At 39.4% G+C, this 26,451-nt stretch carries 25 protein-coding genes; 7 read left to right on the top strand and 18 right to left on the bottom strand.

What is annotated here, in order from left to right; translation table 11 throughout:
* Position 1 precedes the first annotated feature (1 nt).
* Positions 2–295, bottom strand: coding sequence for an AzlD domain-containing protein (locus AC6CHS_RS13815; RefSeq protein WP_498236940.1), 294 nt, complete (start codon positions 293–295; stop codon positions 2–4).
* Positions 292–975: an AzlC family ABC transporter permease gene (locus tag AC6CHS_RS13820; RefSeq protein ID WP_498237348.1), complete on the bottom strand. Its 684-nt coding sequence runs from the start codon at positions 973–975 to the stop codon at positions 292–294. Before AC6CHS_RS13820 ends, AC6CHS_RS13815 begins: the two co-directional genes overlap by 4 nt.
* Positions 976–1,465: 490 nt before the next feature.
* Here AC6CHS_RS13820 and nhaC point away from each other — a divergent pair, with 490 nt between their 5' ends.
* A complete protein-coding gene (nhaC, locus tag AC6CHS_RS13825; RefSeq protein WP_498236942.1) occupies positions 1,466–2,842 on the top strand; it encodes a Na+/H+ antiporter NhaC in 1,377 nt (458 codons plus the stop codon).
* Positions 2,843–3,011: 169 nt separating this feature from the next.
* On the opposite strand, the gene AC6CHS_RS13830 is transcribed toward nhaC, so the two are convergent.
* Together AC6CHS_RS13830 and map are read right to left on the bottom strand one after the other, a co-directional pair.
* Positions 3,012–3,773 (bottom strand): cobalamin-binding protein, encoded by a 762-nt coding sequence (locus tag AC6CHS_RS13830; RefSeq protein WP_498236944.1) that lies wholly within the window; start codon positions 3,771–3,773, stop codon positions 3,012–3,014.
* 20 nt (positions 3,774–3,793) lie between these two features.
* Positions 3,794–4,558 carry a type I methionyl aminopeptidase gene (map, locus tag AC6CHS_RS13835; protein WP_498236945.1) on the bottom strand — a complete coding sequence of 255 codons (765 nt, stop codon included), beginning with the start codon at positions 4,556–4,558 and terminating at the stop codon, positions 3,794–3,796.
* Positions 4,559–4,699: 141 nt separating this feature from the next.
* Here map and AC6CHS_RS13840 point away from each other — a divergent pair, with 141 nt between their 5' ends.
* Positions 4,700–5,428, top strand: coding sequence for an ABC transporter ATP-binding protein (locus tag AC6CHS_RS13840; RefSeq protein WP_498236947.1), 729 nt, complete (start codon positions 4,700–4,702; stop codon positions 5,426–5,428).
* Complete coding sequence (locus AC6CHS_RS13845) at positions 5,421–7,064, top strand: putative ABC transporter permease subunit (protein ID WP_498236949.1); 1,644 nt, start codon at positions 5,421–5,423, stop codon at positions 7,062–7,064. Before AC6CHS_RS13840 ends, AC6CHS_RS13845 begins: the two co-directional genes overlap by 8 nt.
* Positions 7,065–7,104: 40 nt before the next feature.
* On the opposite strand, the gene AC6CHS_RS13850 is transcribed toward AC6CHS_RS13845, so the two are convergent.
* The 8 genes from AC6CHS_RS13850 to AC6CHS_RS13885 all read right to left on the bottom strand — a co-directional run bounded on the left by AC6CHS_RS13850 (position 7,105) and on the right by AC6CHS_RS13885 (position 13,964).
* Positions 7,105–7,233 (bottom strand): YjcZ family sporulation protein, encoded by a 129-nt coding sequence (locus AC6CHS_RS13850; RefSeq protein WP_081779363.1) that lies wholly within the window; start codon positions 7,231–7,233, stop codon positions 7,105–7,107.
* A gap of 87 nt (positions 7,234–7,320) precedes the next feature.
* On the bottom strand, positions 7,321–8,076 hold the full coding sequence (locus tag AC6CHS_RS13855; protein ID WP_498236950.1) for a (S)-benzoin forming benzil reductase: 756 nt from the start codon (positions 8,074–8,076) through the stop codon (positions 7,321–7,323).
* A 21-nt stretch (positions 8,077–8,097) separates the two neighbouring features.
* Positions 8,098–9,468, bottom strand: coding sequence for a dipeptidase (locus AC6CHS_RS13860; RefSeq protein WP_498236952.1), 1,371 nt, complete (start codon positions 9,466–9,468; stop codon positions 8,098–8,100).
* Between the two features lie 317 nt (positions 9,469–9,785).
* Entirely contained in the window at positions 9,786–10,919 is a 1,134-nt protein-coding gene (locus AC6CHS_RS13865; RefSeq protein ID WP_498236954.1) for a bifunctional cystathionine gamma-lyase/homocysteine desulfhydrase, read from the bottom strand.
* An 11-nt stretch (positions 10,920–10,930) separates the two neighbouring features.
* The gene (locus AC6CHS_RS13870; RefSeq protein WP_498236956.1) at positions 10,931–11,851 is read right to left on the bottom strand and encodes a PLP-dependent cysteine synthase family protein; all 921 of its coding nucleotides are present in this window, start codon (positions 11,849–11,851) and stop codon (positions 10,931–10,933) included.
* Between the two features lie 41 nt (positions 11,852–11,892).
* Positions 11,893–12,354, bottom strand: a complete 462-nt coding sequence (locus tag AC6CHS_RS13875) for an S-ribosylhomocysteine lyase (RefSeq protein WP_498236957.1) — start codon at positions 12,352–12,354, stop codon at positions 11,893–11,895.
* A gap of 14 nt (positions 12,355–12,368) precedes the next feature.
* Entirely contained in the window at positions 12,369–13,010 is a 642-nt protein-coding gene (locus tag AC6CHS_RS13880) for a class I SAM-dependent DNA methyltransferase (RefSeq protein ID WP_498236959.1), read from the bottom strand.
* Between the two features lie 264 nt (positions 13,011–13,274).
* A complete protein-coding gene (locus tag AC6CHS_RS13885; RefSeq protein WP_498236961.1) occupies positions 13,275–13,964 on the bottom strand; it encodes a YhcN/YlaJ family sporulation lipoprotein in 690 nt (229 codons plus the stop codon).
* A 191-nt stretch (positions 13,965–14,155) separates the two neighbouring features.
* Between AC6CHS_RS13885 and AC6CHS_RS13890 the strand changes: the two genes are divergently transcribed.
* Positions 14,156–14,392, top strand: a complete 237-nt coding sequence (locus AC6CHS_RS13890; protein ID WP_498236963.1) for a YhdB family protein — start codon at positions 14,156–14,158, stop codon at positions 14,390–14,392.
* Between the two features lie 89 nt (positions 14,393–14,481).
* Here the strand turns inward: AC6CHS_RS13890 and AC6CHS_RS13895 are convergent, their stop codons facing one another.
* The 6 genes from AC6CHS_RS13895 to AC6CHS_RS13920 all read right to left on the bottom strand — a co-directional run bounded on the left by AC6CHS_RS13895 (position 14,482) and on the right by AC6CHS_RS13920 (position 21,744).
* On the bottom strand, positions 14,482–15,249 hold the full coding sequence (locus AC6CHS_RS13895) for an anti-sigma-I factor RsgI family protein (protein ID WP_498236965.1): 768 nt from the start codon (positions 15,247–15,249) through the stop codon (positions 14,482–14,484).
* Positions 15,246–15,977, bottom strand: coding sequence for an RNA polymerase sigma factor SigI (gene sigI / locus AC6CHS_RS13900; protein ID WP_498236967.1), 732 nt, complete (start codon positions 15,975–15,977; stop codon positions 15,246–15,248). The genes AC6CHS_RS13895 and sigI overlap by 4 nt, the downstream gene beginning before the upstream one ends.
* A 355-nt stretch (positions 15,978–16,332) precedes the next feature.
* Positions 16,333–17,049, bottom strand: a complete 717-nt coding sequence (locus tag AC6CHS_RS13905; protein WP_498236969.1) for a PRC-barrel domain-containing protein — start codon at positions 17,047–17,049, stop codon at positions 16,333–16,335.
* Between the two features lie 66 nt (positions 17,050–17,115).
* On the bottom strand, positions 17,116–17,934 hold the full coding sequence (locus AC6CHS_RS13910; protein WP_498236970.1) for a S1C family serine protease: 819 nt from the start codon (positions 17,932–17,934) through the stop codon (positions 17,116–17,118).
* 28 nt (positions 17,935–17,962) lie between these two features.
* Positions 17,963–19,996 carry an ABC transporter ATP-binding protein gene (locus AC6CHS_RS13915; protein ID WP_498236971.1) on the bottom strand — a complete coding sequence of 678 codons (2,034 nt, stop codon included), beginning with the start codon at positions 19,994–19,996 and terminating at the stop codon, positions 17,963–17,965.
* On the bottom strand, positions 19,996–21,744 hold the full coding sequence (locus tag AC6CHS_RS13920; RefSeq protein WP_498237350.1) for an ABC transporter ATP-binding protein: 1,749 nt from the start codon (positions 21,742–21,744) through the stop codon (positions 19,996–19,998). Before AC6CHS_RS13920 ends, AC6CHS_RS13915 begins: the two co-directional genes overlap by 1 nt.
* An 877-nt stretch (positions 21,745–22,621) precedes the next feature.
* Between AC6CHS_RS13920 and AC6CHS_RS13925 the strand changes: the two genes are divergently transcribed.
* From AC6CHS_RS13925 to AC6CHS_RS13935, 3 genes are read left to right on the top strand one after another with little or no spacing between them, the layout of a single operon-like run.
* Positions 22,622–24,124, top strand: a complete 1,503-nt coding sequence (locus AC6CHS_RS13925) for a spore germination protein (RefSeq protein WP_498236973.1) — start codon at positions 22,622–22,624, stop codon at positions 24,122–24,124.
* An 8-nt stretch (positions 24,125–24,132) separates the two neighbouring features.
* Entirely contained in the window at positions 24,133–25,254 is a 1,122-nt protein-coding gene (locus AC6CHS_RS13930) for a GerAB/ArcD/ProY family transporter (protein ID WP_106896222.1), read from the top strand.
* On the top strand, positions 25,244–26,383 hold the full coding sequence (locus AC6CHS_RS13935) for a Ger(x)C family spore germination protein (protein WP_498236975.1): 1,140 nt from the start codon (positions 25,244–25,246) through the stop codon (positions 26,381–26,383). The genes AC6CHS_RS13930 and AC6CHS_RS13935 overlap by 11 nt, the downstream gene beginning before the upstream one ends.
* Positions 26,384–26,451 lie beyond the last annotated feature (68 nt).

A 26,451-nucleotide genomic window follows, 5' to 3' on the forward strand; every position in this document is an offset into this window, starting at 1 on the left:
ATTAAAAAGTAAGCAAAAAGACCGTTGCAATCGCGCCAAAAACAACTAATATGACATTTAATCCAATATAGGCTAACCCAATTGCCACCAGTCCCCCGATCAGTCCAACATGTGGCTGATCGGGTTTTATTGTCATTATACCTGGAAATATTAATGCCCCGAGGGCTGCGTATGGAATAGCGTTGAGCCAGCGATTTACCCAATCTCGAAACTGAAGCTTATCTACGATAAATGCAGGTATCATCCGGGGAATCATGGTTACGATTGCCATACCAAGTAAAATAAAAAGTATCATTGTTCTTCCTCCTTCATTAGAAAGATCCCACTCATTCCGCCAATAATTGTACCTAGCACGATTGCCCAGCCTGAGCTCATTCCAAGTTCAACACAAAGGCCATTTATTAACATGGCTATAATTGCGATGATTGCCACCTTCCATTCCTTTTTAACCGAAGGAATCAGTAGGCCAATAAACATTGCATATAGCGCGATCCCCATGCTCTGGCTTAGCTGATCTGGGATAACTTCTCCAAGTACCCCACCAAGAAAGGAGCCGCCAATCCACGAAAAGTAAGCTGTTAAAATAAGCGCTAAATAAAACCAAGACCCCTTTTCCTCTTTTGCTTCGTCTGGGTGGAGTGCAGATACAGCAAAGGTTTCATCTGTCAGTCCTAGAGATAAAGGTAGTTTCCATCGCAGACCAACACCCCGCATTCGATTCATAAACGATAAACTCATGACAAAATGGCGAAAGTTTAAGACAAATGTAGCAATCATAATTTCTAATGCTCCCGCTCCAACTGCAATCATATTTACTCCCATAAATTGACTTGCTCCAGCGAAAACCATCACACTCATTAGTGTTAGTTCCGTTAAGCTCATTCCTGCTTGTTTAGCAAGTACGCCATATGTAATAGCAATTGGTAGATATCCAAGCATGATCGGGAAGCCCGCAGCTACCCCCTTATGTATCATTTGTTTTTTCGTACTCGTTGTTACACTGTTCGCTGCATCTGTTGCCACATCTCTTGCCTCCTTTATGAATGATAATTCTAATTATTATATCGGATAATTTTCTTTTGAGAAAGGATTTAATTTTTTATTGACAAAAGATATTTACAGCATGTATAGTCATTGTAATCTACAAATGAAAAAAGAATAATTTATCCGGAATGCGAAGTAAATCTTTTTTAGGCAGCAAAAAGAGACGGGGCGGTTGGTGTAAGTCCTGGCAGAAAAAGATCGAATTACACATTCATATAGAGCGGATAGTCAGGTTGAGAGGCTAGCACTCATGTGTTGGCAATCAGGGTGGTAACGCGGAGTAAAGCTTCGTCCCTATTACAGGGGCGAGGCTTTTTTGTTCGTTTGGAATATTTTAGCTAGGAAGGAACGACGTACCGTTATTTATCAGGATGACTGATGTCATCTTCATAACCATTACAAAAACAAAGGAGGATATACCATGTTTCCCATAAAACCAAAACATCAACCAGCATTAATAGAATCCATACTTTTTTTCCTTGTTCTTATTTCACTTATTAGCTTCTTTATTATTAAATTGGAAAGCTCACCGCATATTCCTATTCTGCTTGGGATATTCTTACTTATCACATACGGTTTAATTAAGAGAATTAGCTTTTCAGATATTCAGGAGGGGATGGTGGAAGGAGCCCGTACTGGTATGGGTGCAGTCTTTTTATTCTTGCTTATTGGTGTACTAATAAGCAGTTGGATTATAAGCGGTACAATACCTGTACTTATTAATACTGGGTTTCAATTTATAGGTGGAACTTGGTTCTACGCCATAGTTTTTGCTGTCACTGCCATAGTCGGGGTGTCCTTAGGTAGCTCTTTAACAACAACTGCTACGATTGGGGTTGCCTTTATCGGGATGGCTAGCGCAATGGATACCTCCTTAGCCATTACAGCAGGAGCTATTGTTTCCGGGGCATTCTTCGGTGATAAAATGTCGCCTCTATCTGATACAACGAATCTTGCCTCTACAATTGTAGGCGTAGATTTATTTGAACACATTAAACATATTAGTTTAACGACAATCCCTGCGTTTATTATTGCATTTATTTTATTTGCCATTCTTTCACCAAATGAAACGATCTCCTTACAAAGTGCTACAGATTATCAAAATGCACTACAAGGAACTGGCTTAATTCATTGGCTATCATGGTTACCACTTGTTGTCATTGTACTTTGTACTATTTTCAAGATACCTGCGTTTCTCTCCTTAGGGATTAGTAGCATAACAGCAACCCTTATCGCAGGATTTGTCCATCATATTCCATGGGGATCTATCTGGGGGATTTGGTTCGGTGGCTATACTGCTTCTACCAATTTTGAACCGGTAAATGAGCTATTGACGAAGGGTGGCATTAACAGCATGTTATTCACCATTTCTCTTGTTATTTTAGCTCTTGGCTTTGGTGGTTTATTGTTTGTGACAGGTATTATACCAAGCATACTATTAGCTCTACAGGAGAGGCTCCAACGGGTCAGGTCGATTATTATTTCGACTGCCGCTACCGCAATTGGTGTTAATGTATTTGTCGGGGAGCAATATTTATCCGTTATGCTGACGGGGGAAACGTATAAAAGCCTTTATGAAAAGGTCGGCCTTCCAAGGAAAGCATTGTCTCGAACCCTAGAGGATGCAGGAACTGTAATCAACCCATTAGTACCTTGGAGTGTTTGTGGGGTCTTTATCGCAGATGTACTCGGCGTTCCAGTATTAAGTTACTTACCATTCGCCTTTTTCTGCTTAGCAAGCCCCATCATTACCATGATTTTCGGGGGTAGTAACAAAAGCAGAGAGCGCCGATTATAAGATTGAAGTAAAAACAAAGGCAAAAACGAGGTTATGCTCCCGTTTTTGCCTTTGTTTGATTTATCCCGGTGCAACCGTCCGTAAGACTGTCACTTCAAAACATGAAGTGAAACCGTGATGTTTAAGTGGGAGTAAACGGACGCTAACACCCACTGATTGAAGTTTCACTTTATAAAATTTTCACTAGTTTTCTCAAGCCTTCCAGTAATCGGGGTGATGGTCTACAATAGAGCGATTCTTCTAAAACGTGAATGTTTCTATTTTGTACTGCACTCATCATGTCCCACCCAGGTCTTTGCATAACTAGTTCTGGTCTCATTTTTTCTTCTTTAATCCCAACCCACACCATACAAATATGATCTGGATCTCTTGCCTTTACGTCCTCCCACTCGGTCTGGAAGCTTGCCACTTGTTCGGTAGCATAAATGTTCTGGGCACCTGCTAATTCACTAATCTCTGTTAGCCAATTAACAGCACCCGGTGTAAAGACAGGCTTTGGCCACCATTCCCAATAAAGTTTGGGGCGGTCAGCATCTGCTTCTCCTTCATGCCGTAGCTGGTCTATTTCATCGAGAAAAGCTGCTTTTTTCTTGATTCCGAGCTGAGACTCGCCAATTGCATGACCTACTGTTTCAATATCTTCTGCAATATCATGTAATGAATTTGGATTAAGGATAAGATATGGTAACCGATATGCCTCCAGTCCCTCGATATTCTTTTCCATTCCAGGAACACTTAAAGAAGCAAGCACAAGATCTGGCTCTAATGCAGCAACTTTATCCATGTCAATTGATAAATCAGGTCCGACCTTAGGCAGTTCTCTTACTGCGTGTGGCCAGTCAGAAAAATCATCTACACCAACAAGTAAATTGGCTCTACCTAGATAATCAAGAATTTCTGTATTACTCGGACAAATGGACACAATACGCATTGTTATCCCACCAATCGTTATTATACGTTTCTTTCTTCCCCTTGATCTGTCAGTAGCACAGGTCCATCTTTAGTAATAACGATCGTATGTTCATATTGAGCTGAACGGCCTTGATCAACTGTTCGCGCGGTCCAATTATTAGAATCCATTTGGCTCTGCCAGCTTCCTTCATTAATCATAGGTTCGATGGTGATAACCATGCCCTCTTTCAAACGTAATCCTTTATTCGGAAGGCCGAAGTGTGGGATATGTGGTTCTTCGTGTAAGGTCGGTCCAATTCCATGTCCAGTGAAATCTCGAACAACGGAGAAACCTTCTGCTTCAGCATATGTTTGAATTGCATGACCGATGTCCCCAATGCGACTCCCCAACTGCGCCTGTTCGATTCCTTTATATAATGAAGTTTTTGTTACATCCATAAGATGCTTACCTTTTTCATCTACTTCTCCAACGGCGTACGTCCATGCTGAATCAGCCAAACCACCATCAAGGTTTACTACCATATCAACGGTGACAATATCACCGTCTTTAAGTTTTTCATCACGCGGAAAACCATGACAAATCTCATCATTAATAGATGCACAAGTAGCATAGGCGTAGCCGTTGTACCCTTTTTGTTCAGGGATTGCGCCATGATCACGCATGAACTTCTCAGCAAACGTGTCAATTTCCATTGTACTGATTCCAGGCCTTATCATTTTCGCTATCTCTTTATGGCATTGCACTAAGATATCTCCAGCTGCTCGCATTTTCTCAATTTCACGCGCACTTTTTCTTGTAATCAACTCGCATCTTCCTCTCTTCTTTCCACAAACTTCCTTATTAAATATGTTAAACTATCCATAAATGTTTTTTTATTAGCTGCCATCATAAAGTGTACCATACAATATAATATTCATAAAAGCAAATAGAAATGAGGGGAAAGTATGATCGAAATAAAGGAAGTAAGCAAGCATTTTTCTGGTCAGAGAAAAGTCATTAACCAATTAAACCTTTCCATACCAGATGGGAAAATAGTTGGCTTTCTCGGTCCCAATGGTGCTGGTAAATCCACCACCATCAAAATGATGACAGGAGTACTCCCTATCGATGAAGGAACCATCTCATTAGACGGGTTTGATATCGAAAAAAACCCATTGGAGGCCAAGAGTATTTTTGGCTATGTTCCTGACAGGCCAGATCTGTTCCTCAGGTTAAAAGGATTAGAGTATTTAAATTTTATTGCTGATATTTATCAAGTCCCTAAAGAAGTAAGACAGGAACGCATAGAACGAATAACAAAGCAATTCTCTATTTATAATTCTTTGGATGATTACATTCAGTCCTATTCACACGGCATGCGGCAAAAAATCATCGTGACAGGCGTTCTGCTTCACGATCCTTCTATTTGGATATTAGACGAGCCATTAACCGGACTTGATCCTAAATCTGCCTACATATTAAAAGAAATGATGCGGGAACATGCAAACAAGGGGAAAACGGTCTTTTTCTCAAGTCATGGGTTGGAAGTCGTCGAACAACTATGTGATGAGGTCGCGATCATTAACGATGGGGAACTATTATTTTATGGCACTTTACAAGACATGAAAGAAACGTATGAATCTGATGATCAAAGCTTAGAACAGGTTTTTCTGGAGCTGACTAGCAATGAGTAAAACATGGAAGCTAATTAGAATTATGTTGAAAATGCAGTATTCCAGAGTAGGCAAAAAGAATTCCCAAACGATATTATGGATCGTTGCCTTATTGTTTCTTCTCCCGATGGCATTCGTTTATATTTCTATTGTTAGAAGTGCACTTACCGCTTTCTATAATGTGCTTGAACCATTAGGACAAGAGTCTCTTATCGTCGGCATCTTGCTTCTTTCAGTACACATTGTGCTTTTACTTGTAAGCTTTATTACAATACTGAATGCTTTCTATTTTGCAGAAGATATTGATTCCTTTATCCCTTTTCCGGTGCAACCTTATCAGCTATTGCTGGCAAAGTCAGCTGGACCAATGATTTATTTATATGGGACTGTCGCACTATTCTTTCTACCTGTATTCTTTATCTATGGTACCGTAAGTGCTGCACCTATCCTATATTATATTGCGGGAATAATCACCTTTGTTTTGTTGCCAATCATCCCGTTTACTTTGGCCGGTATAATTCTCATGTTTATCATGCGTTTTGTTAATATCGCAAAAAACAAAGATCGTTCCAAAGTAATTGCTGGTATATCATCTTTAGTATTTATCGTTTTAATTAATGTTTTAATTCGCTTAAATACGGATGTAGATGCCCTCATGCAAAACGCGGCAATGTTTATCCAGGAACAAGACGGGCTATTACGCTGGATTACTGCCTTCTACCCACCAGCTTATTTTGGAACCATGATGATGACTGCTTCCAGTTTATGGAGTGGCTTTTTATCCTTAATTGCTGGAGTAGTTCTTCATGCATGTGCGTTGCTTATTTTTATCTGGGTCGGACAGCTGCTTTATATTAAGGGAGTACTTGGAATGGGTACTGCTAATAAATCAACTTTTTCGGGTGCAAAACTTTCTAGAAAAACATCCGTAACTCCTATCTGGCTCTCTTACATCAAAAAAGAGATGCGAATTATATTTCGAACACCTACTTTTCTAACACAATGTGTGATAACGAGCTTATTTGCTCCAATATTTCTTATTATTATATTATTTATGGATTCATCTAGTGGAAATATAGGTGGCTTCTTGGATGGGTTATCAGGAAAGCATGGCCTCCTCATTCTATTTTTAGGTTCTTTACTCATTGTCGGCTCAAACGCTACATCTATTTCCGGCATATCAAGGGAAGGGAAGTCATGGCATGCAAACTTATTCCTGCCACTTAACCCGAAACAGATCTTGCTAAGTAAAATCGCCACAGCCTGGTTTATTAATTTATTCGTTATCGGATTAGCCGTTATACTGTTCATTTTTATTATAAAAATAGAGTGGACGCTTTTTCTCATTTGGCTGCCACTCGTATTATTGGCTAGCTGGTTTAGTAGTGCACTCGGAACGTTTCTTGACTTCTTACAGCCTAAACTAAATTGGACAGATGAGCAGGAAGTGTTTAAGTCACGGATGATTGGATTAATTGGTATTGTGGTGCAGCTAGGCATCTTTGGTATTTTGGTACTGTTAATATGGAATTTAGATTTTGTAAACAGCATCTATATGACAGCAGCTATCCTATTTGTACTAGTTGTTATCGCAATCGTCGTGATCCATAGCCTCATCCATCATAAAATTAAGCAGGGACAGCATCAAACCATATAAAAAATGCAGAGGAGTATATCTCCTCTGCATTTTTTACTTATTAATAGAAACCGCCGCCGTAGCCGCCGCCATAGCCACCACCAGTATAAGCAGTTCCGATAATGATCAATAAAATAAACAATACAACTAACAGCGCAAAACCGCTGCCGTAGCCTTCACCTTTACTCATTGCTTTCCCTCCTCTTTTGCCGATTAATATACTTTATGCTGCTAGACGCTTTTTGGGAGGGAATTTGCAAAGAATGGGCGCATTTTATTATAAGAAATCTTTTACGTTATAAATCTTTCCATTTTCTAGATTCGCTTCATTTGTAAGTATATCAACTAAAACTCCGCCTACTGTGTCTGTATCCTTTAATGCTTTATCTTTTTTGTAGGACTTAAATGTTTCAACATCGGTAAATTCTTCTGGTGAAGCAGCGCGAATTTTCTCTTGCATTCCTGTATCCATAATCCCAGGACTAAATGCAAACACCTTATTTCCTGTTCCCCTCTCATCTTGCTCGATTGCAACTGTTTGGGTGTACATATTAATACTCGCTTTTGTACTGCAGTAAGCACTCCAGCCGGAAATTGGACGTTCTGCTGCTCCAGAGGTAACAGTAGCGCCGATAAAGGAGAACCCTTTAGATGATGCTTCCTTCAAGAATAAATTCGTCATCACCATTGGCGCGATCGTGTTAACTTGTACATGATATGCCAATTCACTGCTTTTCGTATTCATAGCCTGATCAACAGGGTCAATTACAGCAGCATTGTTAACAAGATAAAGGGCGCTAATTCCCTCACTCCACTGATTTTTTATTTTACTGCAAGTCTCTTCCACTGCCTCTACATCACCTAAGTCACATTGGAATTGTTGAAAAGTCACATTATTTTCCTCAGCAAGTTTGTTAAGTCCGCTAGCTTCCGATCTAGAAATCCCCATGACATGGATTTCCTGTTCAAGTAAAAGTTTTGCGACAGAATACCCTAATCCTTTAGATACACCTGTTACAATGGCATACTTCATTAGATAACCCCCAATGTTTCATTATTTATCGTTTACTTCATTCCAATAGTACGCTAATGTTTCCATTCCTTTATGAAAACTATCTAATGGGAAGCTTTCATTTGGAGAATGTAATCTATCATCAGGTGTCCCAAAGCCTAGTAAAACAATTGGCATTTGATATATTGCCTCCATCCATTCCACAACAGGTATAGAGCCACCCATTCTAACATAAACGGTCTCTTTGCCAAATGCTTTCGTGTAGCTGGCTGCCGCTTTTTTAATTAAAGCATGATCTGGATCCACTTTATATGCTTTTGCAGACAACTTTTCCTTTTTCACTTCAACTTTTACACCTGCAGGAGCAACGTTTTTGACGTGTTCCTCAAGTAATTGCTGTACTCGCTCTGGATCTTGTCCAGGTACAAGCCTGCATGTAATTTTTGCTGTGGCAGAGGATGGAATAATCGTTTTGGTACCTTCTCCTTGATAGCCCCCATACATGCCATTTACTTCAAAAGTAGGACGTGCCATGGTATGTTCCTTGGCTGAATAGCCCTTTTCCGAAACGGTTTCCGGCACACCCGTTGCTTGTACATAATCTTCTCCCTTAACTTGGTCAATCAATTCCCTTTCTTCATCAGACAGAGGCTCAACACCATCGTAGAAACCTTCAACCGTAACAACTTCCTCTTCATTTTTCATGGAAGAAAGAATGTGACTCAGCGCCATCAGTGGATTGCGGATAGCACCCCCGTACATGCCTGAATGTAGGTCATGATCCGGTCCATTCACTGTAATTTCGATGCCAGTAAACCCTTTTAATCCATAAAGTATAGTTGGCTGGTTTTTTTCTACCATCCCAGAGTCTGAAATTACGGCAAAGTCAGCTTGGAACTGTTCCTTCTTCTCATGAAGGACTTTATATAAGTTCTCACTACCGATCTCTTCTTCTCCCTCAATACATACTTTTACGTTTAGTGGCAATTTACCTTCTGTTTTCATGTAAGCTTCAAAGACAGCCAAATGCATAAATACTTGCCCTTTGTCATCACTAGATCCTCTGGCAAAAATTCGCTCCTTCCTAATCTCTGGTTTAAACGGATCACTGTCCCATAATTCAAGTGGATCAGCAGGCTGTACGTCGTAGTGACCATAAAACAGTACGGTAGGTGCTTCAGGGCCTGCGCCGTTATATTCTGCATAAACAAGTGGGTGTCCACCCGTCTCCTGCTTTTCTATATTTTCAAATCCAATGTCCTGTAAGTATGTAGTAATGAAATCCGCTGCTTTGTGAATGTCCTGTTTATGTGCGCTATCTGTACTCACACTCGGGATAGCTAAAAATTCAAATAATTTATCTTGCAAACGTTGCTGATTATCCTGTAAATACTTCAAAACCTCTTGGCTCATCGTATTACTCCTCCTAAAATTTCATGTTGGTACTTATTTTAGCATAGTTACTCAAATAACTTCCATTACACTGATTAAGGAGGACTGGATCTCACCAGTTCTCTTAAAAATGAGCAAAAAAAAGATGCAGAAACATACTCATTTTATCAGTAAAAACTTGACGTGATATAGGATCCCTAATTATCCCGCCGGAGTTGGGTGTATCCTACGCTGTACGCTACTACTTCAAGCAAAAGAAAAATCCAAACTAGATTGAATAAAAAAATCATAGTTCGGATCTTCTTTTCACTAAAACACTTTAGTGCCAGCCTCTATATTTATCCTAAAGCTTGTTTTAAATCCTCTAGCAAGTCCTCTGCATCTTCAATCCCGACGGATAAGCGGATTAAGCCATCTGTGATCCCCAACTCATTTCGTCTATCACGCGGGATAGATGCATGCGTCATCTTGGCCGGAATCGAAATTAGGCTTTCCACAGCTCCAAGGCTTTCCGCCAAGGTGAAATATTGAACCCGGCTTAATAGTTTATCTGCCGCTGTCTCACTTCCTACATCAAATGAGACCATGCCACCGTATCCAGTAGATTGCTCTTCCGCTATGTTATGCCCTTCATGGTTTTCAAGGCCAGGATAATAGACCTTTTCGACCTTAGGATGTTGCTCTAAAAACGCAACCAGTTTTTTAGTATTTGCTTCAATTGCTTCCATTCTTAGAGCAAGGGTTTTTATTCCGCGCATTAATAGCCAAGAATCCTGTGGTCCTAAAACAGCCCCTACTGAGTTTTGGATAAAGTGAATTTTTTCAGCAAGTTCCGTAGAGTTAACAGCCACAAGCCCTGCTACTACATCGCTGTGCCCACCAATATACTTTGTTGCACTATGAAGCACGATATCTGCCCCCAGATCTAATGGCTGCTGCCAATACGGCGTTGCAAACGTATTATCGACAATGAGGAGCAAATTATGCTTCTTCGCAATAGTCGCCATTTGTTTAAGATCTGTTATTTTCAACAGGGGATTAGTCGGTGTTTCAACATATAAGGCCTTTGTTTTATCTGTAATGGCTTCTTCTACTGCTTTAGCATTGCTTGTATCTACAAATGAATGTTGAAGCTGATATCTGTTAAGAACATTTGTCATGAGACGATAAGACCCACCATACACATCGTCTGTTGAAAGAACATGATCTCCAGCATCAAATAGCATCATAACAGATGTGATTGCGGCCATACCTGAGCCAAAGGCAAATCCAGCTGTCCCATTCTCTAAATCTGCAATGACTGTTTCTAGCGCATGTCTAGTAGGATTTCCTGTACGAGAATATTCAAACCCACTGTGATTACCTGCGCTTTCCTGTTTATAGGTACTTACCTGATAAATTGGCACGGATACAGCGCCCGTTTTCTCATCACCTGTTATCCCACCATGTATCATTTTAGTTTTTGGTCGCATCTCGATTCTCCTCACACGTTGTCATAGATATTTTTACTTATATAACGATCACTACCATCTGGGAAGACCGTCACAATAGTTGTACCAGGTCGCGCTTTCTTTGCTTCCTGTAATGCACCTAACATGGCGGAGCCAGAGGAACTGCCAACAAGCAGTCCTTCCTTACGAGCCAGCTGACCCACCATGTCAAAGGCATCTTCATCAGTTACCGTATATACTTTATCAATGAAGGAACGATCAAAGTAACTAGGGAAAAATTCCATCCCAATTCCCTCAGTTCGATGTGATCCTGCCTTGCCACCCGCAATAATAGATCCCTCCGGTTCTACGATTACCGTATGGACAGCTGGATTTTTTTCTTTAAAAAAGCGACTGCTCCCCATAAAGGTCCCTGCTGAACCAGCACCTGCGATAAAAATGTCGACTTTCCCTTCAAGTTCACGCCAAATCTCTGGTGCTAATGTATGATAATAGGTTGCAGGATTAGCTGGATTCGAAAATTGTTGGGGACAAAAACTGCCGGGTATCTCCTTAGAGAGTTCCTCCGCCTTCTTAATTGCACCAACCATGCCTTTCTCCTGTGGAGTTTGTACAATACGTGCCCCTAATGCTTTCATAATGGTTTGCTTTTCTTTACTAAAATGCTCTGGAACACAGAAAATTGCGTGCAGATTATAGGTAATGGCAGCCATTGCTAAGCCAATGCCAGTATTCCCAGCAGTAGGTTCAATAATAGTACCGCCAGGCTGTAAAACACCTTTTTCAAGTGCATCCTGTATCAAAGAAACTCCAAGGCGGTCTTTTACACTACCGCCAGGATTCATAAATTCCAACTTGGCATAGAGTTTTACATCTTTCGGTAAATCAAATTGTTTCAATTCTAATAAAGGGGTGTTCCCGATTAAATCTTGTACAGAAGCATACACCGCCATGTATCTTCGCCTTCCTTTTTGTGGTCGGGTTTAACCCTACCTTAAAATACTTCGTGCCAGTCACTTCGATGTGCGAGCATTTCCTTGGCTATTTCCTTAGCACCTTCTAAGCTGTGATTGGCAGCCCAGCCACATTGCACCTCGTTGCATGCAGGCACTTCATTAGCCTCTAATACGTCATGTAGTGTTTTTTCCAATGTATTTAAAATCTCTTCATAGTTATCATGATTAATAACGGATAAATAAAAACCTGTTTGACATCCCATCGGACCAATATCAAGGACACTATCCATATGGTTTCGAATGTTTTCTGCCATTAAATGCTCGATTGAATGAAGCCCAGCCATCTCCATATGTTCTTTATTCGGCTGTTTAAACCGAATATCATATTTATATACCTTATCTCCATTTGCACCCTCTGTCACACCTACTAAACGTACATACGGTGCTTTTACTTTCGTATGATCCAGATTGAAGCTTTCCACATTCATTTTTTCTGCCATAATGATCCCCTCCATTATTTCATTCGCTCAGCCTTTATCAGCCAAACAAAATCATTCATTTGTTTAAATGTTACATCAAATTTGTGTGTATTGAAAATAGTTTGAATTACAGGAATTGTTGTATAATATTCTCTCTCAAGGTCCTCAGCTAAATCTGTGAACCCCTTCTTTCTGGCATCCTCGATCGCATTTTGCTTATGTGCCTCCGACTGGAAGATTGTATCACCAAATATGATCTTACCTTCTGCAGGCAGTAAAGCGGAGAACTGTTTAATTGCAACATCTTTCTCTTCATCTGTTAAATGATGGAAAGCATACGTACTTACAATGGTCTCCACATTGGGAGGAAGATTTGGATAATCTAGAAAATCTCCTTCCTGCACAGTCAGCTCAGGGAATTTTGCTACAGCAATACTGCGCATTTCATTGGAAGGCTCAACTCCTACCACTTCACTTCCTTTTTCCAGAAGTTTTGCAGCGAGGTTTCCTGTTCCCACGCCAAATTCCACTACCGTTCCAGAGGCGTGTCTAACCACCTCCGTTAATATATCATCATAATTGGCAAATACTGCAGCATACTCGGGATCATCCCCTGCAACACTGTCGTCATAGGTATCTGCCCAATCTGTAAAAATGTCAAGAAATTCCCGCCCCATAACCCCTACACTCCTTTAAAAATAATTAATTCATAGTATTACACTTGGTATAGTAAGAATTATATGTATTACAATATCATATGTTACCGTTTTTAAAAAGCATCTTTTCTCCAATATAAATTAATTTAATCATTGCAATGTTCAAATAATAATATCTATAAAAAACGTAGCAACACACCATTTAACCATACAAAAACACCCCAAAAATTAGATTTCTTACTCTAACTTTTGGGGTGCGATATCACGTGCTACTTCTTTTTATTGTTAGTTATTTTGCGGGAAGAGACGTTCTACCATATTACCGAATTGGTCAAAAAATCCTTCAATTGGCTCACCATTGTTCATATCATCAATATAGCTATTGGTTAGATCTCTAAAATCTGGATTGGTTGATACGTATACATTATCGATATCCTTGTCAACGGATTTTACAATCTCAGAAATCTTTTCTTTTACTTCGTCTGATACTTCTTCACCGTTACCATTACCATTTCCTGCGTTGGTATCATTATCGTAAGTATCCGTATTCTCTACGCCGGTATTATCGTCGTCATTTGCGCCAGTACCATTATTACCACCGTTGTTAGTATCCGTATTGTTTCCATTTCCGTTACCATCTTGGTTCTTCACCTCTGCAGCAACGTACGCATTATTTTCTGTCGTTAATACATAAACTTGATCAATTTCATCGATTTCACTTTTAATCTTATCAGCGGCTTCTTCTGAAACCTCATATTCCTGTTGGCCATCTCCAGCATTTCGATTCTGATCGCGTTCTGAGTCCCTCGCCATTTCATAGCTACGGTCCCCATTCATTCCCTCACCTGTATTATTGAATCTTGTTTGTTCTACATTGTTATCACCAGTAGCGTCTTCTTGGTTTCCATTAGAATCTCCACAACCAGCAAGAGCTACGGTAAGCACTGTAACTGTAGTAATTAGTTTCCATTTCATCTGTTTTTCTACCTCCTTATCATTTGGTGTTAGTATGTAACAGTTTCTCTTACTTATTCCCACGAATATCCCAAAATTTTTATGCTTTTTTAAAGAACCTTAATATGGCAACGACACCATTTTTGTTTCAGACAATATATATAAAATGCGGGGACAATAAATATAACCCTTACAATTAAGGAGGGGTATGAATGGATATTCCTGATTACGATAAAGCATTGTATTTCACACTGTGGGGCCAATGGGATGACTTGCTTGTTTTAATGGTGCGTACCAAGGATGATATGCTTTCAAAGAAAATACAACTATTCCTACACGCTTATCATTATTCCCTTGACCAAAGTAAAATCATGTCTTCCCACGATAATTTACTGTATTATGTAGACCATGCCATGAAGTACGATCCAGTACCTATAATGGAAATATAACAAAAGGCTGCGATTCCTATTTAATGGAATCGCAGCCCTTTTTTATTGGCGAGTTATAAGACTTACCTAACCAGAACCTATTTCACCCTTCACTTTTCTTCTGAAAGACGGTTTTTTTCGAAATAAAAGGAATGAATAATAGCTTTCTCTTCGTCATTCAGATTCAAAGCGCTTGTAGAGTTGTGAGAGGATTCCGCCTGGTTAATCATTTCAGCCAATTTTTCATTTGTTGGTTTACCCGCTTTCTCAGCAGATTTTCGTACACTATGCGGCACGTGAAATGCAGTAATACCCCAGCTATCATCTCGTTTTTGCGAAAAGGCATTTAAACTACGTAAAAGCCTATTTTTTCCATGGTGTTCATCAGGATAACTAACGCCTATCAGCATATCTTTCTTCTCCCCAACAAGACCTGATTTTTCACTTTGTTCCATAATTTTTTCAATAACAGTTTCCATCTTTCTATCCCTATATTGCGATAATTTCATACCTACCTGTTCTGCATCCTCGTTAAGATAGCGTATTGATTGAACATGAAATTTGTTATCTACTTCTAGTTCGAAGCTTCGTTTTATATCAATGCTTAAATAGGCTAGCGTTTTATTATTTGCCAATACAAAATAAATTGGCAATACAAATAAGAGCAGCGCACAGACCAATACAATAAGTCGACCAGGTATTTGACCAACCTTACGCAACAAGAAAATATAGCCTCTTTTTTCTGCTCGATATATTTCAAATGGAATCTCATTCCCAATGTCTACATGTTTCACTGGCTTTGCTTTATGAAAGGTACCATCTCTATCCATTACGATGGTGTATGTATGCCGGTGTTCCATGACAATACCTTTTTTCACTGACCCACCCCCTTAAGATAATCCTTCAGATACAAGTAATCTTCCGTCAGTACGATAAATACAGCAAGTATAAATTTACGGTTCCTTTCCAATGTTTTCTTGCTGACATCCACTTTTCGTACCAGTTGTTTGATAGGAAGCTTTTTCTTACTAAAAACAAACGAACGCAGTTCAGGATCTTCATACAAAGTTCTGGCTGTCTTTACAGCTGATTCACGTGCATCCCTATGTTTAGGCGAGACTTCTGTCAACTCGGCAAACGTAAGCTTATAAGCCGCTAGTTTTTCTTTATAGTCTGCGATCTCTTCTTTTCTATGCCAAGCGTCCTGTTCTTCTTGATATTTTTCTTTCACAGCCGCAATTTCCAAGGGGTTGTCCATTTGCTCCGCATCAAATGTCTCATCAAGGGAGATTGGCGCAGGGCGTTTTTTTATATAGCGAATATAATCAATAACCTTCCGTTTTATAACCAATTTAGCAAAGGATAAAAAAGAACTTCCTTTATCAGAAGAGTAAGACATCATCGCCTCATTAAAAGCTGAAAGGCCAATGCTAAATTCGTCATCTCTTTTGGGGTCAATATATCGCTTGCAGACTTCGGAAACACACTTTGCAATAAATGGTTGATACGTCTTTAAAAGATAGTTTTGTGTATGCATATCTCCCCTTTGAACAGAGGAGATCATTTCTTCTAGAGGTTTGTCTTTTAACGACTGCTCTTTTATCAACCTAGAACACCCCCAGGCATTATAAAATTCGATTTTTTTTGTTTCTTTTTGGGTGTAACCATAAAGTATTTCTTATGCACAGGAACTGTATATTTATATATTTCATTTATTTGAGTTCGGTAAGTTGTCATTTTTATTGTCACCAGCTTATTTTATAATAGAATTAAAATTTCAGTCTGATTAATCTTACCGTACCGTATACACTGTTGCTATCTCAAAACAATTACATTTTGTTTAAAATATAATTACCACCACGACCGTCAGTGAATATTTACCTGCGCCTAAATGCCTACCTGCTTTCGAAAATAAAAAAGCCCCTCAGCAATCGATGCTGAAAGGCCCTTATGTTTACCTTTTATAAACTTGTGAGTATCATGTCTTTTGAATTATATTTGGTAACATTTTTTGTTTCGGCTAATGTTCCCTTAATATAAATATCTCGTTCAAACCAATCAACAGTCTCAATTTGATCTGTGTGGTAGACAAAGTATTGTTCTTTCGTGTACGTTTCACTATCTTGTACGACGAGATAACGTAGCTTCCAATATTCTGAATCAAAGACCATATCAGCGACTGTACCTATTTTGCCATCATCGGCATGCACTTTAAATTCTATCGTCTCGTCTTCACTACGCAGATTATATTGACTCTGTGCTTCTAATTGCTGATCAAACACCTCTGGTTGTGGTTCTTCAGCAGGAGGAAATTGTGCCAAAGGTCGATCATTAGATCCCCAAAGCATATTGCCTGTCCAGTATCTGCTCCAGCCGTAGTATCCAATTAAACTATCCTCTACATCCTTTGAAACTGCACTTTCTTCTGAGATGGAAGGACTATTACGTACCTTCTCCTTATCATACTCTACCTCTAGGTGCTTATCATTTTCATTAAGCGTAATAAACGAAGTTGGGGAGAGGAGTACACGGCGGCCTGGAAGCCATTTCCTCGTGTCTACAATTGCATAGCGAATAGCCCATTTTTCGTCGTCAAAATATAGATCCTTTACTTTACCCATTTCACCATCTGCTGCATGGATATTGTATGTTTTTAGTTCGGAAGTAAAAAATAACATGTAATTTCGCCTCCTTAAGACGTTTACAGTATAAATACCCCCAAACTGTGCGGATGAAACAGGAGGTTACATCTCATGATAATACGTAACGGGGATAAAAAGCCCTACCTTGCCTTCTGTCTCATGATCTAAAGTTGCAAAAATCACCCCAATTACTTCACCTTCTTCGTTAATGACAGGACTACCACTGTTTCCTCGGTAAACAGGTGCTTTTATCATTACCACTTCCCGTTCCCAGTCGCTAAGCCTGGTGTGACCCAGAATAGTTCCTTGATTTGCTATTCCATTAAACCGCAAAGGATTACCAATAAATGTAATAGGTGTATTTTCTTCAAGAATTGGGTCATCTGCTAGTTTAAGTGACGGAAGGTCCTCCTCCTCGACCTTTAATACCGCTAAGTCGATCGCAGGGTTAGTTTCCACCACCTCTGCTTCAAACAACCCGTCATCCGGAAAAGCAACCGTTACGTGGTCTTCTCCTTCTACCACATGATGGTTTGTCAAAATCGTCCCTTCCTGGTTTATTGCAAACCCAGTACCCTTACTATCCTCTGTTTCTACAACGACCACCGCTTGTTTATAGCTTCGTATGTCCTCATCAGTGGAAAGTTTTGCAGATGTGATGAGAAAATCAATTGCCGGGATAGAAAAAGTCTGGGGAATTAACGCAAAAACATTGAAGGCTAAAGCTAGCGCAATTACCCAAAATACCCACTTTGGAAAAGGACGTTTTGGTGTATCATCATCCTCTTTGGACTTCGCTCTCTCTAAGGCTTTTCTTCGTTCTTCTTCCACAAGCTCATAAAGCTCTTCGTCATCAATTTCCTCATATAAATCTTCATCTATAATACCCGCTTTTTCTTGCTCTTCCCTATCTCGATCCATACCTCACCCCGTGTTTCAAGCGGTTTTCCTATCCTGCGGTTTCTTCAAGTATCCCTTGCTGCATTTGATACATTTGGTAGTAGGCACCCTGTTGCTGAAGGAGACTATTATGGTTCCCCTGTTCTTTTATCGTACCGCTGTCTAATACAAATATAACATCTGCTTGCTGTATAGTCGAAAGTCTATGTGCAATAACAAGCGTTGTTCTCCCTTGCTTCAACACTTCCAAGGCTTGCTGAATGACGTTTTCTGTTTCCGTATCAATATTCGCAGTTGCTTCATCCAAAATTAAAATGGCCGGATCGAACGCCAATGCTCTAGCAAAGGATAATAGTTGTCTTTCACCAAGCGAAAAAGTGCCTCCTCCTTCAGTTACTTTTTCATCGTAACGATTTGGAAGCTTTTCAATAAAGCGGTCGGCCCCCACTGCTTTTAAAGCATTTATGGCTGTTTCCCTGCTAATACGGGGATCATTCATCGTCACATTAGAAAGGATAGTGCCAGTAAATAAGAATGGGTCCTGTAATACAATTCCCATATGACTTCTCACCTGCTGCCGTGACCACTCCTGTGTCGACTTCCCGTCAATCGTAATTGTGCCTTTCTGTGGATCATAAAAACGGAAAAGCAAATTCATAATAGAGCTTTTTCCTGACCCTGTATGACCCACAAACGCTGCTGTCTGACCAGCCTTCACTGAAAAGGAAATATCGTTTAAGACGTAATCTTTCTCATTATAGGCGAATGATACGTGATCGAATAAAATATTACCACGATATCGGGATACATTATCATCCATGACGTTTTCACCAGGATGGTCAAGCAATTCAAAAACCCTTCCACCAGCGACACGTGCCTGTTCGATTAACGGTAGCTGATTCACTATATCGGTTACAGGTTCAAATAATCTTGTTAGATAATCGACAATCGCATAGAGCATCCCAATAGATATAATACTTGTCGGGTCTAATGAAGCGGAACCAAAATACCAAATAAAAGCTACGAAAGCTAAATTTCGAAACACGGTAACAAGATTATAAGAGGTTAGCGCACTTAGCTTAACTAGCTTTCGTTGATAGGTAAAATGCCTATTGTTAAGCACCTCAAATTCTTCTTTTGTCTTCTTCTCTCTACTAAACGCCTGAATAATCGGCATTCCTTGAATCGCTTCGCTTATATTCCCATTAATTTCACTTATCGTGGAACGGATAACTTTATTATACTTGCTCCCAAAATGCTTATATAGCTTCATCCAACCAAATATAAGTGGGATAATGAATAGGCACATAAGAGCTAGCTTTGCATCAAGAATAAACAATGCGACAAATATTCCTGCCATATATATAATGCTTGTTAGTACAATAGACAGCACACGCTCATACAAGTCGCGAATAGCTTCTGTATCATTCGTGATCCTCGCCACTACTTTCCCAGCAGGTTGATCAACAAAATAATTGACGGGTATGCGTTGAGTGTGGGCGAATAGATCGTTTCGCATCTTCCGAACAATTTGATTGGATGATTTCTGTAAAAGAAAGGTTTGATAAAATTGAAAGAAACCAGCAATAAATAGTAATGCGACATATAATCCAAGCAGCCACATGATTGGTCCCTGCTCCGGTTTAAAAAACGGATATACTTCAGTTAGCGATAATTTTTCACCTGTAAAGGTCTCTTCTCCAGAGCTTGTCGTGATTGTGATTGTCTCCCCATCGACAGTCCGTTTTCCTTCAAGTGGAATTTCTTCCCCAACAAAATAATAAGTGGTACCGATTTGAAATATTGTTACGGGATTTCCAATTGTCTGGTCAGAACCTTCCAGCCTATCAACCCGTTTGTAAAACTGCCCATTATAAGACGCTGTTTGCTTATCCTCTTGCCTTTCCACCTTTTGCCAGGTTCCTTCAACTCCAAGAATATGATCGTCAATTACTTTTTTGGCTATTAAAGGACCAGCAAGCTCCAGCGATACCGCAATAATTAAGCAGATAAAGCCAATGATAATACCTTTTTTATATTGTAATGCGTATTGAAACAGTCGTTTCTCTGTACTTTGTTTCATTATTCGTTCACCCCTGCCTTTGCAAGCTGCTGTTGGACATACTGCTGCTTATACCAGCCATCTGTTAACATAAGTTCTGTATGGGACCCTTGTTCCACGATTTCGCCATTATCAAGTACAATAATGTGATCGGCATGTGTTACAGCAGACATACGATGCGCAGCTATAAAGGTCGTTTTATTTTTTCTTTCTCTACGTAAATGTTCAATAATATTTGCTTCTGTCTTGCCATCCACCGCGGACATGGAATCATCCAATATGAGGATTTCCGGATCTTTAATAAAGGCTCGCGCTAAAGCTACTCGTTGCTTTTGACCACCTGATAGTGTTACACCACTTTCTCCAACCTGTGTATCTAAACCATTCGGAAGTTGTTTCATGTCATTAAGGAAGTGTGCTAGCTCCATCACGCGGAAGATCTCGGTGTCTGTTGCGTCCGATTTACCGAATTGGATATTCTCTCGGATAGATTTAGAAAACATCATTTGGTCTTGTGGCACATAGCCGATCCAAGAACGAATTTGAGCAAGTGAAAGTTCCTTTAAATCTACGTCTGCAACTTTTATGTTTCCTTGCATGCCAGGATATTGCCTTAGGAGTAATTTGAAGAGCGTCGTCTTCCCTGCACCAGTTTTTCCGACAATCCCAATGGTATCGCCACGCTTTACGTGTAATGAAACATTATTCAATTGCTTTGTTTCTGTTCCTGGATAGGAAAATGTCACCCCTTCAAAAACGAGTGATTCCACTGCATCTACGGTTTTTGGTGTTGCCGGATCTGACACATCAGCCTTGTAGCCAGTTGTCTCATTCACTCTATCAAGCGATGCATTACCCCGCTGCAGTATATTAATAAGCTCCCCAACCGCAAACATTGGCCAAATTAACATTCCTAAATATACGTTAAAGGTCACAAGATCACCAAGCGTCATTTGATTATCAAAAACCAAAAAGGCACCATACCCAAGTCCAATTGTATAAGAAAGCCCTACAAGAATTTTCATGGTTGGCTCAAAAAGCGCATCAATCTTAGCAACCTCCATGTTTTTCACATATACATCATCTGTCATGTTCTCAAATCGCTTTAAATCCTGCTTTTCCTGTACGAAAGCACGAATTACCCGGACTCCACGAATTGACTCGAGAACATCATTATTCATTTCTCCAAACGCCTGCTGGGCTTTCGTAAACCGTGCATGGATGACAGCACCATATTTATTCATAATCACTGCCATAATTGGCAACGGAAGCAATGCAGCAAGAGTGAGCTTCCAGCTAATCGTAAATCCCATCATGGCTACAAGCATCAGCATGAAAACCGATGAATCCACTAATGTTAAAACACCAAACCCCGCTGTAAGACTAATGGCTTTTAAATCATTGGTACTTCTAGCCATAAGGTCACCTGTACGGTATTTCCCAAAAAATGTTGGCGTCATTTTAGTAAAATGATCCATTAAGTTGCTTCTACTCCAGCGTTCTAGAATAACTGCTCCGCTAAATAGCGTATAATCCCATAAAAATGATATTGCATAATGGATAATGATTAAAAGTAAATATCCAATTATTAATGCAGTTAAAAGTTGGGTTGTCATCGAATCGAATTGAATCTGATCAATTGTATACCCAGCTAATTTAGGCGGTATAAGACCTATTGCACTTGCTACAATGAGCGCTAAAATTGCAAATAAATAGCGTTTCCAATAATGCTTAAAAAACCAGTCTAATTTCTTAAAAACCTGAAACATTCCATCACCTTCTAATCTCTCTTTAATTTCTTTCTGATGTGTTCTTTCCAACAAAAGTTCCTCTACTCGTATTCCTAATCAATCTTTGTAATGACAACAAAAAAGCATGCGCCTATGACGACACATGCTTTCGATGGGATATGTAGTAACATACCTATCCCTAAAACAAAAAGGCCACAGACAGTTGTGACCTTTAATATCTACAAAGAAGTATGTAAAAGTTAGAATACTTTCCCGCAAAATACGGTAGAGGTCACATATTTAATTGGGTTAAGTTGCGTTGCTTGAATGATGTTTTTCATCATCATGACCTCCTTTGGTTTATTTGTTCTCAATAATTATAGTATTAGGAAAATTTAAAGTCAATCTTTTTTTTAATTTTGGTCAATTTCTATTTAAACGGAATGTCTTTATTCGAAATCTCGTAAAACACACAGAGCTATAAATGGGTGCTCTCGCGTTTAATACGGATTCCAAGATGGAGCATTCTTTCCAATTTAACTGAAGGGACCTTGGTCGAGCGAGATATCTCCTCCATCGATGCTAACGGGTGCTTTCTAATGAAACTCTGGACTCGATCACTTTCAGTAAGACAGGCAGGGCACATCATAAATGGACTGCTTTCCATTGGCTCTTTGCACAATCGACAATTACGGATCAATTCACTCAAATCCTCACCCCTCACTATTTCCTTGCTTTTCATGATACAGGAACCGACAAAAACAAACAATATTTGATTGTAATTTTCTAAAAAATGAGTCTTTAGACTACTAAACATTTCTTTCAAGTGAACTATAAGATATCGCACATAGATAGTAGTTTTTCCTCACATACTATCTTCATAAATTATTAGCACTGGACGATTACGGGAGGAATTATGAAAAAAGCTAAAAGAAAAGCCACCAATTCATTCTTTCCCATTAAGGCGGAAAAGTTAAAACAGACTCTAGAAGACCAGTTTGAAAATAGTACTGATCTAAGCTTTTCCATCTTTGAAAACGCTGGCCAAAAGCTTGCTGTCTTCTATCTCTCCTACCAAGTGGATTCAGAGAGAATAGAAAACATGCTGCTCAAAACTCTTCTGGATTCCCAAAAAGAGTGGACCGTTGAATCGATATTGAACGAAGTACCCTTAAACACAGGTCAAAAGATGGACAAGTTGGAGGAATTACTAACGAACCTCATCAACGGACATGTATTTGTTTATATTGAAGGGGAAAAACAAGTAGTTTCTTATTTAATGCTAAACATTGAACAGAGATCACTAACCAAAGCCGAAACAGAGTCTGTTGTTATCGGTCCACAGGTTGCCTTCACTGAATCTTTGGTTACGAACTTAAATATATTACGTTGGCGAATGCGCTCTCCAGATCTCGTTTTTGAGAAGATTATGTTAGGCAAAAGGACACCAAAGGAAGCCAGACTTATTTATTTAAAGTCCGTTGCAAACGAAACAGACGTTAACACAATGCGACAGCGGCTTCAGGATCTCGAAGTTGATGAGGTAGAGGATGCTAATGTACTCATGCAATATGTGGAGGATTCCTCGTTTACGATATTCCCGCAATTCTATTCAACGGAGCTACCTGATCGTGCCTCCTATGCGATTAATAAGGGGCGTATTGGCGTTATCGTAGAAAACAGCCCCGCGGCAATATTAGCCCCAACCACATTCTTCAGCTTCTTTGAATCGACTGAGGATTTATACATGCGTTGGAATGCCGGCTCATTCCTAAGAATATTGCGGTTTATTTCTATGTTTATATCTGTCATGCTCACCCCAATGTATGTTGCATCTGTAACGTTTCATTATGAACTTATCCCGACACAGCTCCTTATCTCAATTGGACAATCAAGGGCAAATGTCCCTTTTCCTCCAATATTTGAGGCACTGCTTCTTGAACTCTTAATAGAATTATTACGTGAAGCAGGTGCTAGGCTCCCAACGAAGGTAGGTCAAACCATTGGTATTGTGGGTGGTGTAGTCGTTGGAACTGCAGCCGTACAAGCAGGGATTACAAGTAATATTCTTATCATCTTTATCACGATTAGTGCGCTCGCTTCCTTTACCGCACCTAGCTATTTAATGGGGACTTCTATTCGGGTATTACGATTCCCTATGATTATACTAGCCGGTATTTTAGGCATTATGGGGATTGTCTTTGGTATCAGCTTCCTAATTATTCATTTATTAAGATTAACTTCTCTCGGAAGACCTTATCTTACGCCAATTTACCCGTTCCGCATGGTGGACCTCAATAAAGTACTTATTCGCTTTCCCCAACAATTTCAGGGTAAGAGATTTCTTTCTTTCCGACCTAAGGATAGGGTTCGATTTAATAAGAAGAAGGCACATAAGAAAAAAGATATTGACGAGTAGGTGATGGATTGGATATAAACGTGAAAGTAAAAGCTAATTTAAGTATTCGCGCATTTTACCTATTCTTCATTATCTCTTCCTTACAATTAGGTGTGGGGGTAATGGGGGTACCAAGGTTTATTTATCTTGAGGCTGGAGCAGACTCGTGGATATCTGTTCTTATAGCGGTTACTTCTATCTTGGTTGTCCTTTTTGTCATGATTCTTATTTTGAAACAGTACGAAAATGCAGACATTTTTGGTATACATCGTGACCTGTTCGGGAAATGGCTCGGAAACCTATTAAGCAGTGTCTATATTATATACTTTGTCTCCACTCTTTTCTCCGTACTCATTACGTATATAGAGGTTGTCAGGATTTTTATCTTTCCAACCCTTAGTCCCCTGGTAATGGGATTACTTATGATTATATTGGCTGTATATAGTACATTGGGCGGTTTACGTATCATGGTTGGGGTTTGCTTTTTATTTTTTGCCCTTACACATTGGTTATTACTCTTATTGATTGAACCTGCTGCTCAAATAGATTGGGATCATTTTCTTCCAATGTTTCAAACTCCCCTTCCCGATTTATTAAAAGGCGCTCGTGCCACGTCCTATACGTTTTTTGGTATTGAAATCCTATTTTTAATTTATCCTTTTATTCAGAATAAAAAAGGAATGCATTTCCCTATATACTTGGCAGCAATATGGTCTGGCCTACTCGTTATGATTACAACCATCATAACGCTTGGTTTTTTTAATGGCGAGCAAGTGGCAAGACGTGAATGGACGCTACTATCATTATTTAAATTTCAACAATTTTCCTTTATTGAAAGATTGGATTTTGTGGTGGTAGCAGAATGGATGATGGTTATCATTCCGAATATTATCCTTCTTTTGTGGGGGGCAACCTATGGGATAAAACGGATTTACAAGCTACCTCAAAAAGTTTCTATTTATGCACTTGCTGTTCCACTGTTAATTGGTTGTTGGTTACTTGATGAGCATTTTCAAATTCAATGGATAATTGATAAGATAAATGAATTGGGATTTTGGCTAGTGTATGTATATCCATTTTTGTTACTACCAATCGTGCTAATAAAGAAAAAATGGAAACAACATAAAAGGGGTGAAAAGAATGAGGCCTAAAAGACTTTTCTTCCTTTGCATTATTCTTTGTTTGCTTACTTCATGTGTTGATTCAACCCAGCTGGAAAAATTAGGAATCATCCATACGCGAGGCGTTGATATTTCAGAAGAAAAACCAAGTGAACTGGAAACAACCTTGATCATCTTTCAATTTAATGCTCAAACAGATATGATCTCTAAAACACTATCAGGAACAGGGCACACGATTAAAGAATCCCGTGAGCAAGCAAACAACAAATCAAGCTATGCCTTGACCCCTGGGCAAATCCGCTTAGAACTATACGGGAAAGAAATTGCAGAGAAGGGAATAATAAATTATCTTAATACCTTAACTCGTGATGCTAGGGTATCTGATACCATGTTGCTTGCAGTTAGTGATACGACCGCAAAAGAAATGCTTGAGGCTGGCCAGTCAGATACGTCCATGGACATTGGGCAATTTCTTCACGGGCTGATAAGACAGGAAGGCTTGGAAGATTCCATTCCAGAAGTAGCCTTACATGATTTCACACATATTTATTTTGACGTCGGACAGGATCCCTTCCTTCCTCTTCTCACAATGGACGGCGATTCTCCTCGACTCTCCGCATTGGGAATATTTCAAGGTGATAAATATGTCGGTAATATAACATTGGATGAAGCGCTCCTTCTAAACTTGACACAAAAGCGTGTCAACTTTGCTCCAATTGAGTTAGAGATCCCGAGAGCTCCATTGGAAAAGTATCTAGGAGATACGGAGCCGATAGATCCGAACAGCGAAAGTATGCATGTACGGATTGGTATTAAGGGAAAAACAACGAGCGAAATAACAGACCCAGATCAGCTACGCTTTCGTTCACATGTAGATATTGATGTAGATTTACATGAAGCCTCTGAGCAGCTTGTAGTCAAAGATGAAAAGGTAGCAAAGGTTATTGAAGAGGAATTGGGGAAAGCAATTAAGAAAAAATATGAAGCACTGTTTAAAAAGGTGCAAGAACTAAATGCTGATCCTATTGGTTATGGAAGATTATACAGAATAAAAAATAATAACAAGCTGACTGTGGAAGAGTGGAGAGAGAAGTTCCCTGAAATAACTGTAGATTTTCAAGTTGATGTTAACCTAGTCCATTTTGGTACTATTCAATAAGCTGGGCGAACCAAATATAATATATTAGAAAAAAAGCCAACGATTATTCGAAGTTTCATATCGAATTC

Source organism: Oceanobacillus sp. GQ8, from assembly GCF_059758495.1.

Coding starts and splice junctions, on each gene's coding strand:
- AC6CHS_RS13815 (WP_498236940.1), bottom strand. CDS start 295: ATGATACTTTTTATTTTACTTGGTATGGCAATCGTAACCATGATTCCC.
- AC6CHS_RS13820 (WP_498237348.1), bottom strand. CDS start 975: ATGATACATAAGGGGGTAGCTGCGGGCTTCCCGATCATGCTTGGATAT.
- nhaC (WP_498236942.1), top strand. CDS start 1,466: ATGTTTCCCATAAAACCAAAACATCAACCAGCATTAATAGAATCCATA.
- AC6CHS_RS13830 (WP_498236944.1), bottom strand. CDS start 3,773: ATGCGTATTGTGTCCATTTGTCCGAGTAATACAGAAATTCTTGATTAT.
- AC6CHS_RS13840 (WP_498236947.1), top strand. CDS start 4,700: ATGATCGAAATAAAGGAAGTAAGCAAGCATTTTTCTGGTCAGAGAAAA.
- AC6CHS_RS13845 (WP_498236949.1), top strand. CDS start 5,421: ATGAGTAAAACATGGAAGCTAATTAGAATTATGTTGAAAATGCAGTAT.
- AC6CHS_RS13850 (WP_081779363.1), bottom strand. CDS start 7,233: ATGAGTAAAGGTGAAGGCTACGGCAGCGGTTTTGCGCTGTTAGTTGTA.
- AC6CHS_RS13855 (WP_498236950.1), bottom strand. CDS start 8,076: ATGAAGTATGCCATTGTAACAGGTGTATCTAAAGGATTAGGGTATTCT.
- AC6CHS_RS13860 (WP_498236952.1), bottom strand. CDS start 9,468: ATGAGCCAAGAGGTTTTGAAGTATTTACAGGATAATCAGCAACGTTTG.
- AC6CHS_RS13865 (WP_498236954.1), bottom strand. CDS start 10,919: ATGCGACCAAAAACTAAAATGATACATGGTGGGATAACAGGTGATGAG.
- AC6CHS_RS13870 (WP_498236956.1), bottom strand. CDS start 11,851: ATGGCGGTGTATGCTTCTGTACAAGATTTAATCGGGAACACCCCTTTA.
- AC6CHS_RS13875 (WP_498236957.1), bottom strand. CDS start 12,354: ATGGCAGAAAAAATGAATGTGGAAAGCTTCAATCTGGATCATACGAAA.
- AC6CHS_RS13880 (WP_498236959.1), bottom strand. CDS start 13,010: ATGGGGCGGGAATTTCTTGACATTTTTACAGATTGGGCAGATACCTAT.
- AC6CHS_RS13885 (WP_498236961.1), bottom strand. CDS start 13,964: ATGAAATGGAAACTAATTACTACAGTTACAGTGCTTACCGTAGCTCTT.
- AC6CHS_RS13890 (WP_498236963.1), top strand. CDS start 14,156: ATGGATATTCCTGATTACGATAAAGCATTGTATTTCACACTGTGGGGC.
- AC6CHS_RS13905 (WP_498236969.1), bottom strand. CDS start 17,049: ATGTTATTTTTTACTTCCGAACTAAAAACATACAATATCCATGCAGCA.
- AC6CHS_RS13910 (WP_498236970.1), bottom strand. CDS start 17,934: ATGGATCGAGATAGGGAAGAGCAAGAAAAAGCGGGTATTATAGATGAA.
- AC6CHS_RS13915 (WP_498236971.1), bottom strand. CDS start 19,996: ATGAAACAAAGTACAGAGAAACGACTGTTTCAATACGCATTACAATAT.
- AC6CHS_RS13920 (WP_498237350.1), bottom strand. CDS start 21,744: ATGTTTCAGGTTTTTAAGAAATTAGACTGGTTTTTTAAGCATTATTGG.
- AC6CHS_RS13925 (WP_498236973.1), top strand. CDS start 22,622: ATGAAAAAAGCTAAAAGAAAAGCCACCAATTCATTCTTTCCCATTAAG.
- AC6CHS_RS13935 (WP_498236975.1), top strand. CDS start 25,244: ATGAGGCCTAAAAGACTTTTCTTCCTTTGCATTATTCTTTGTTTGCTT.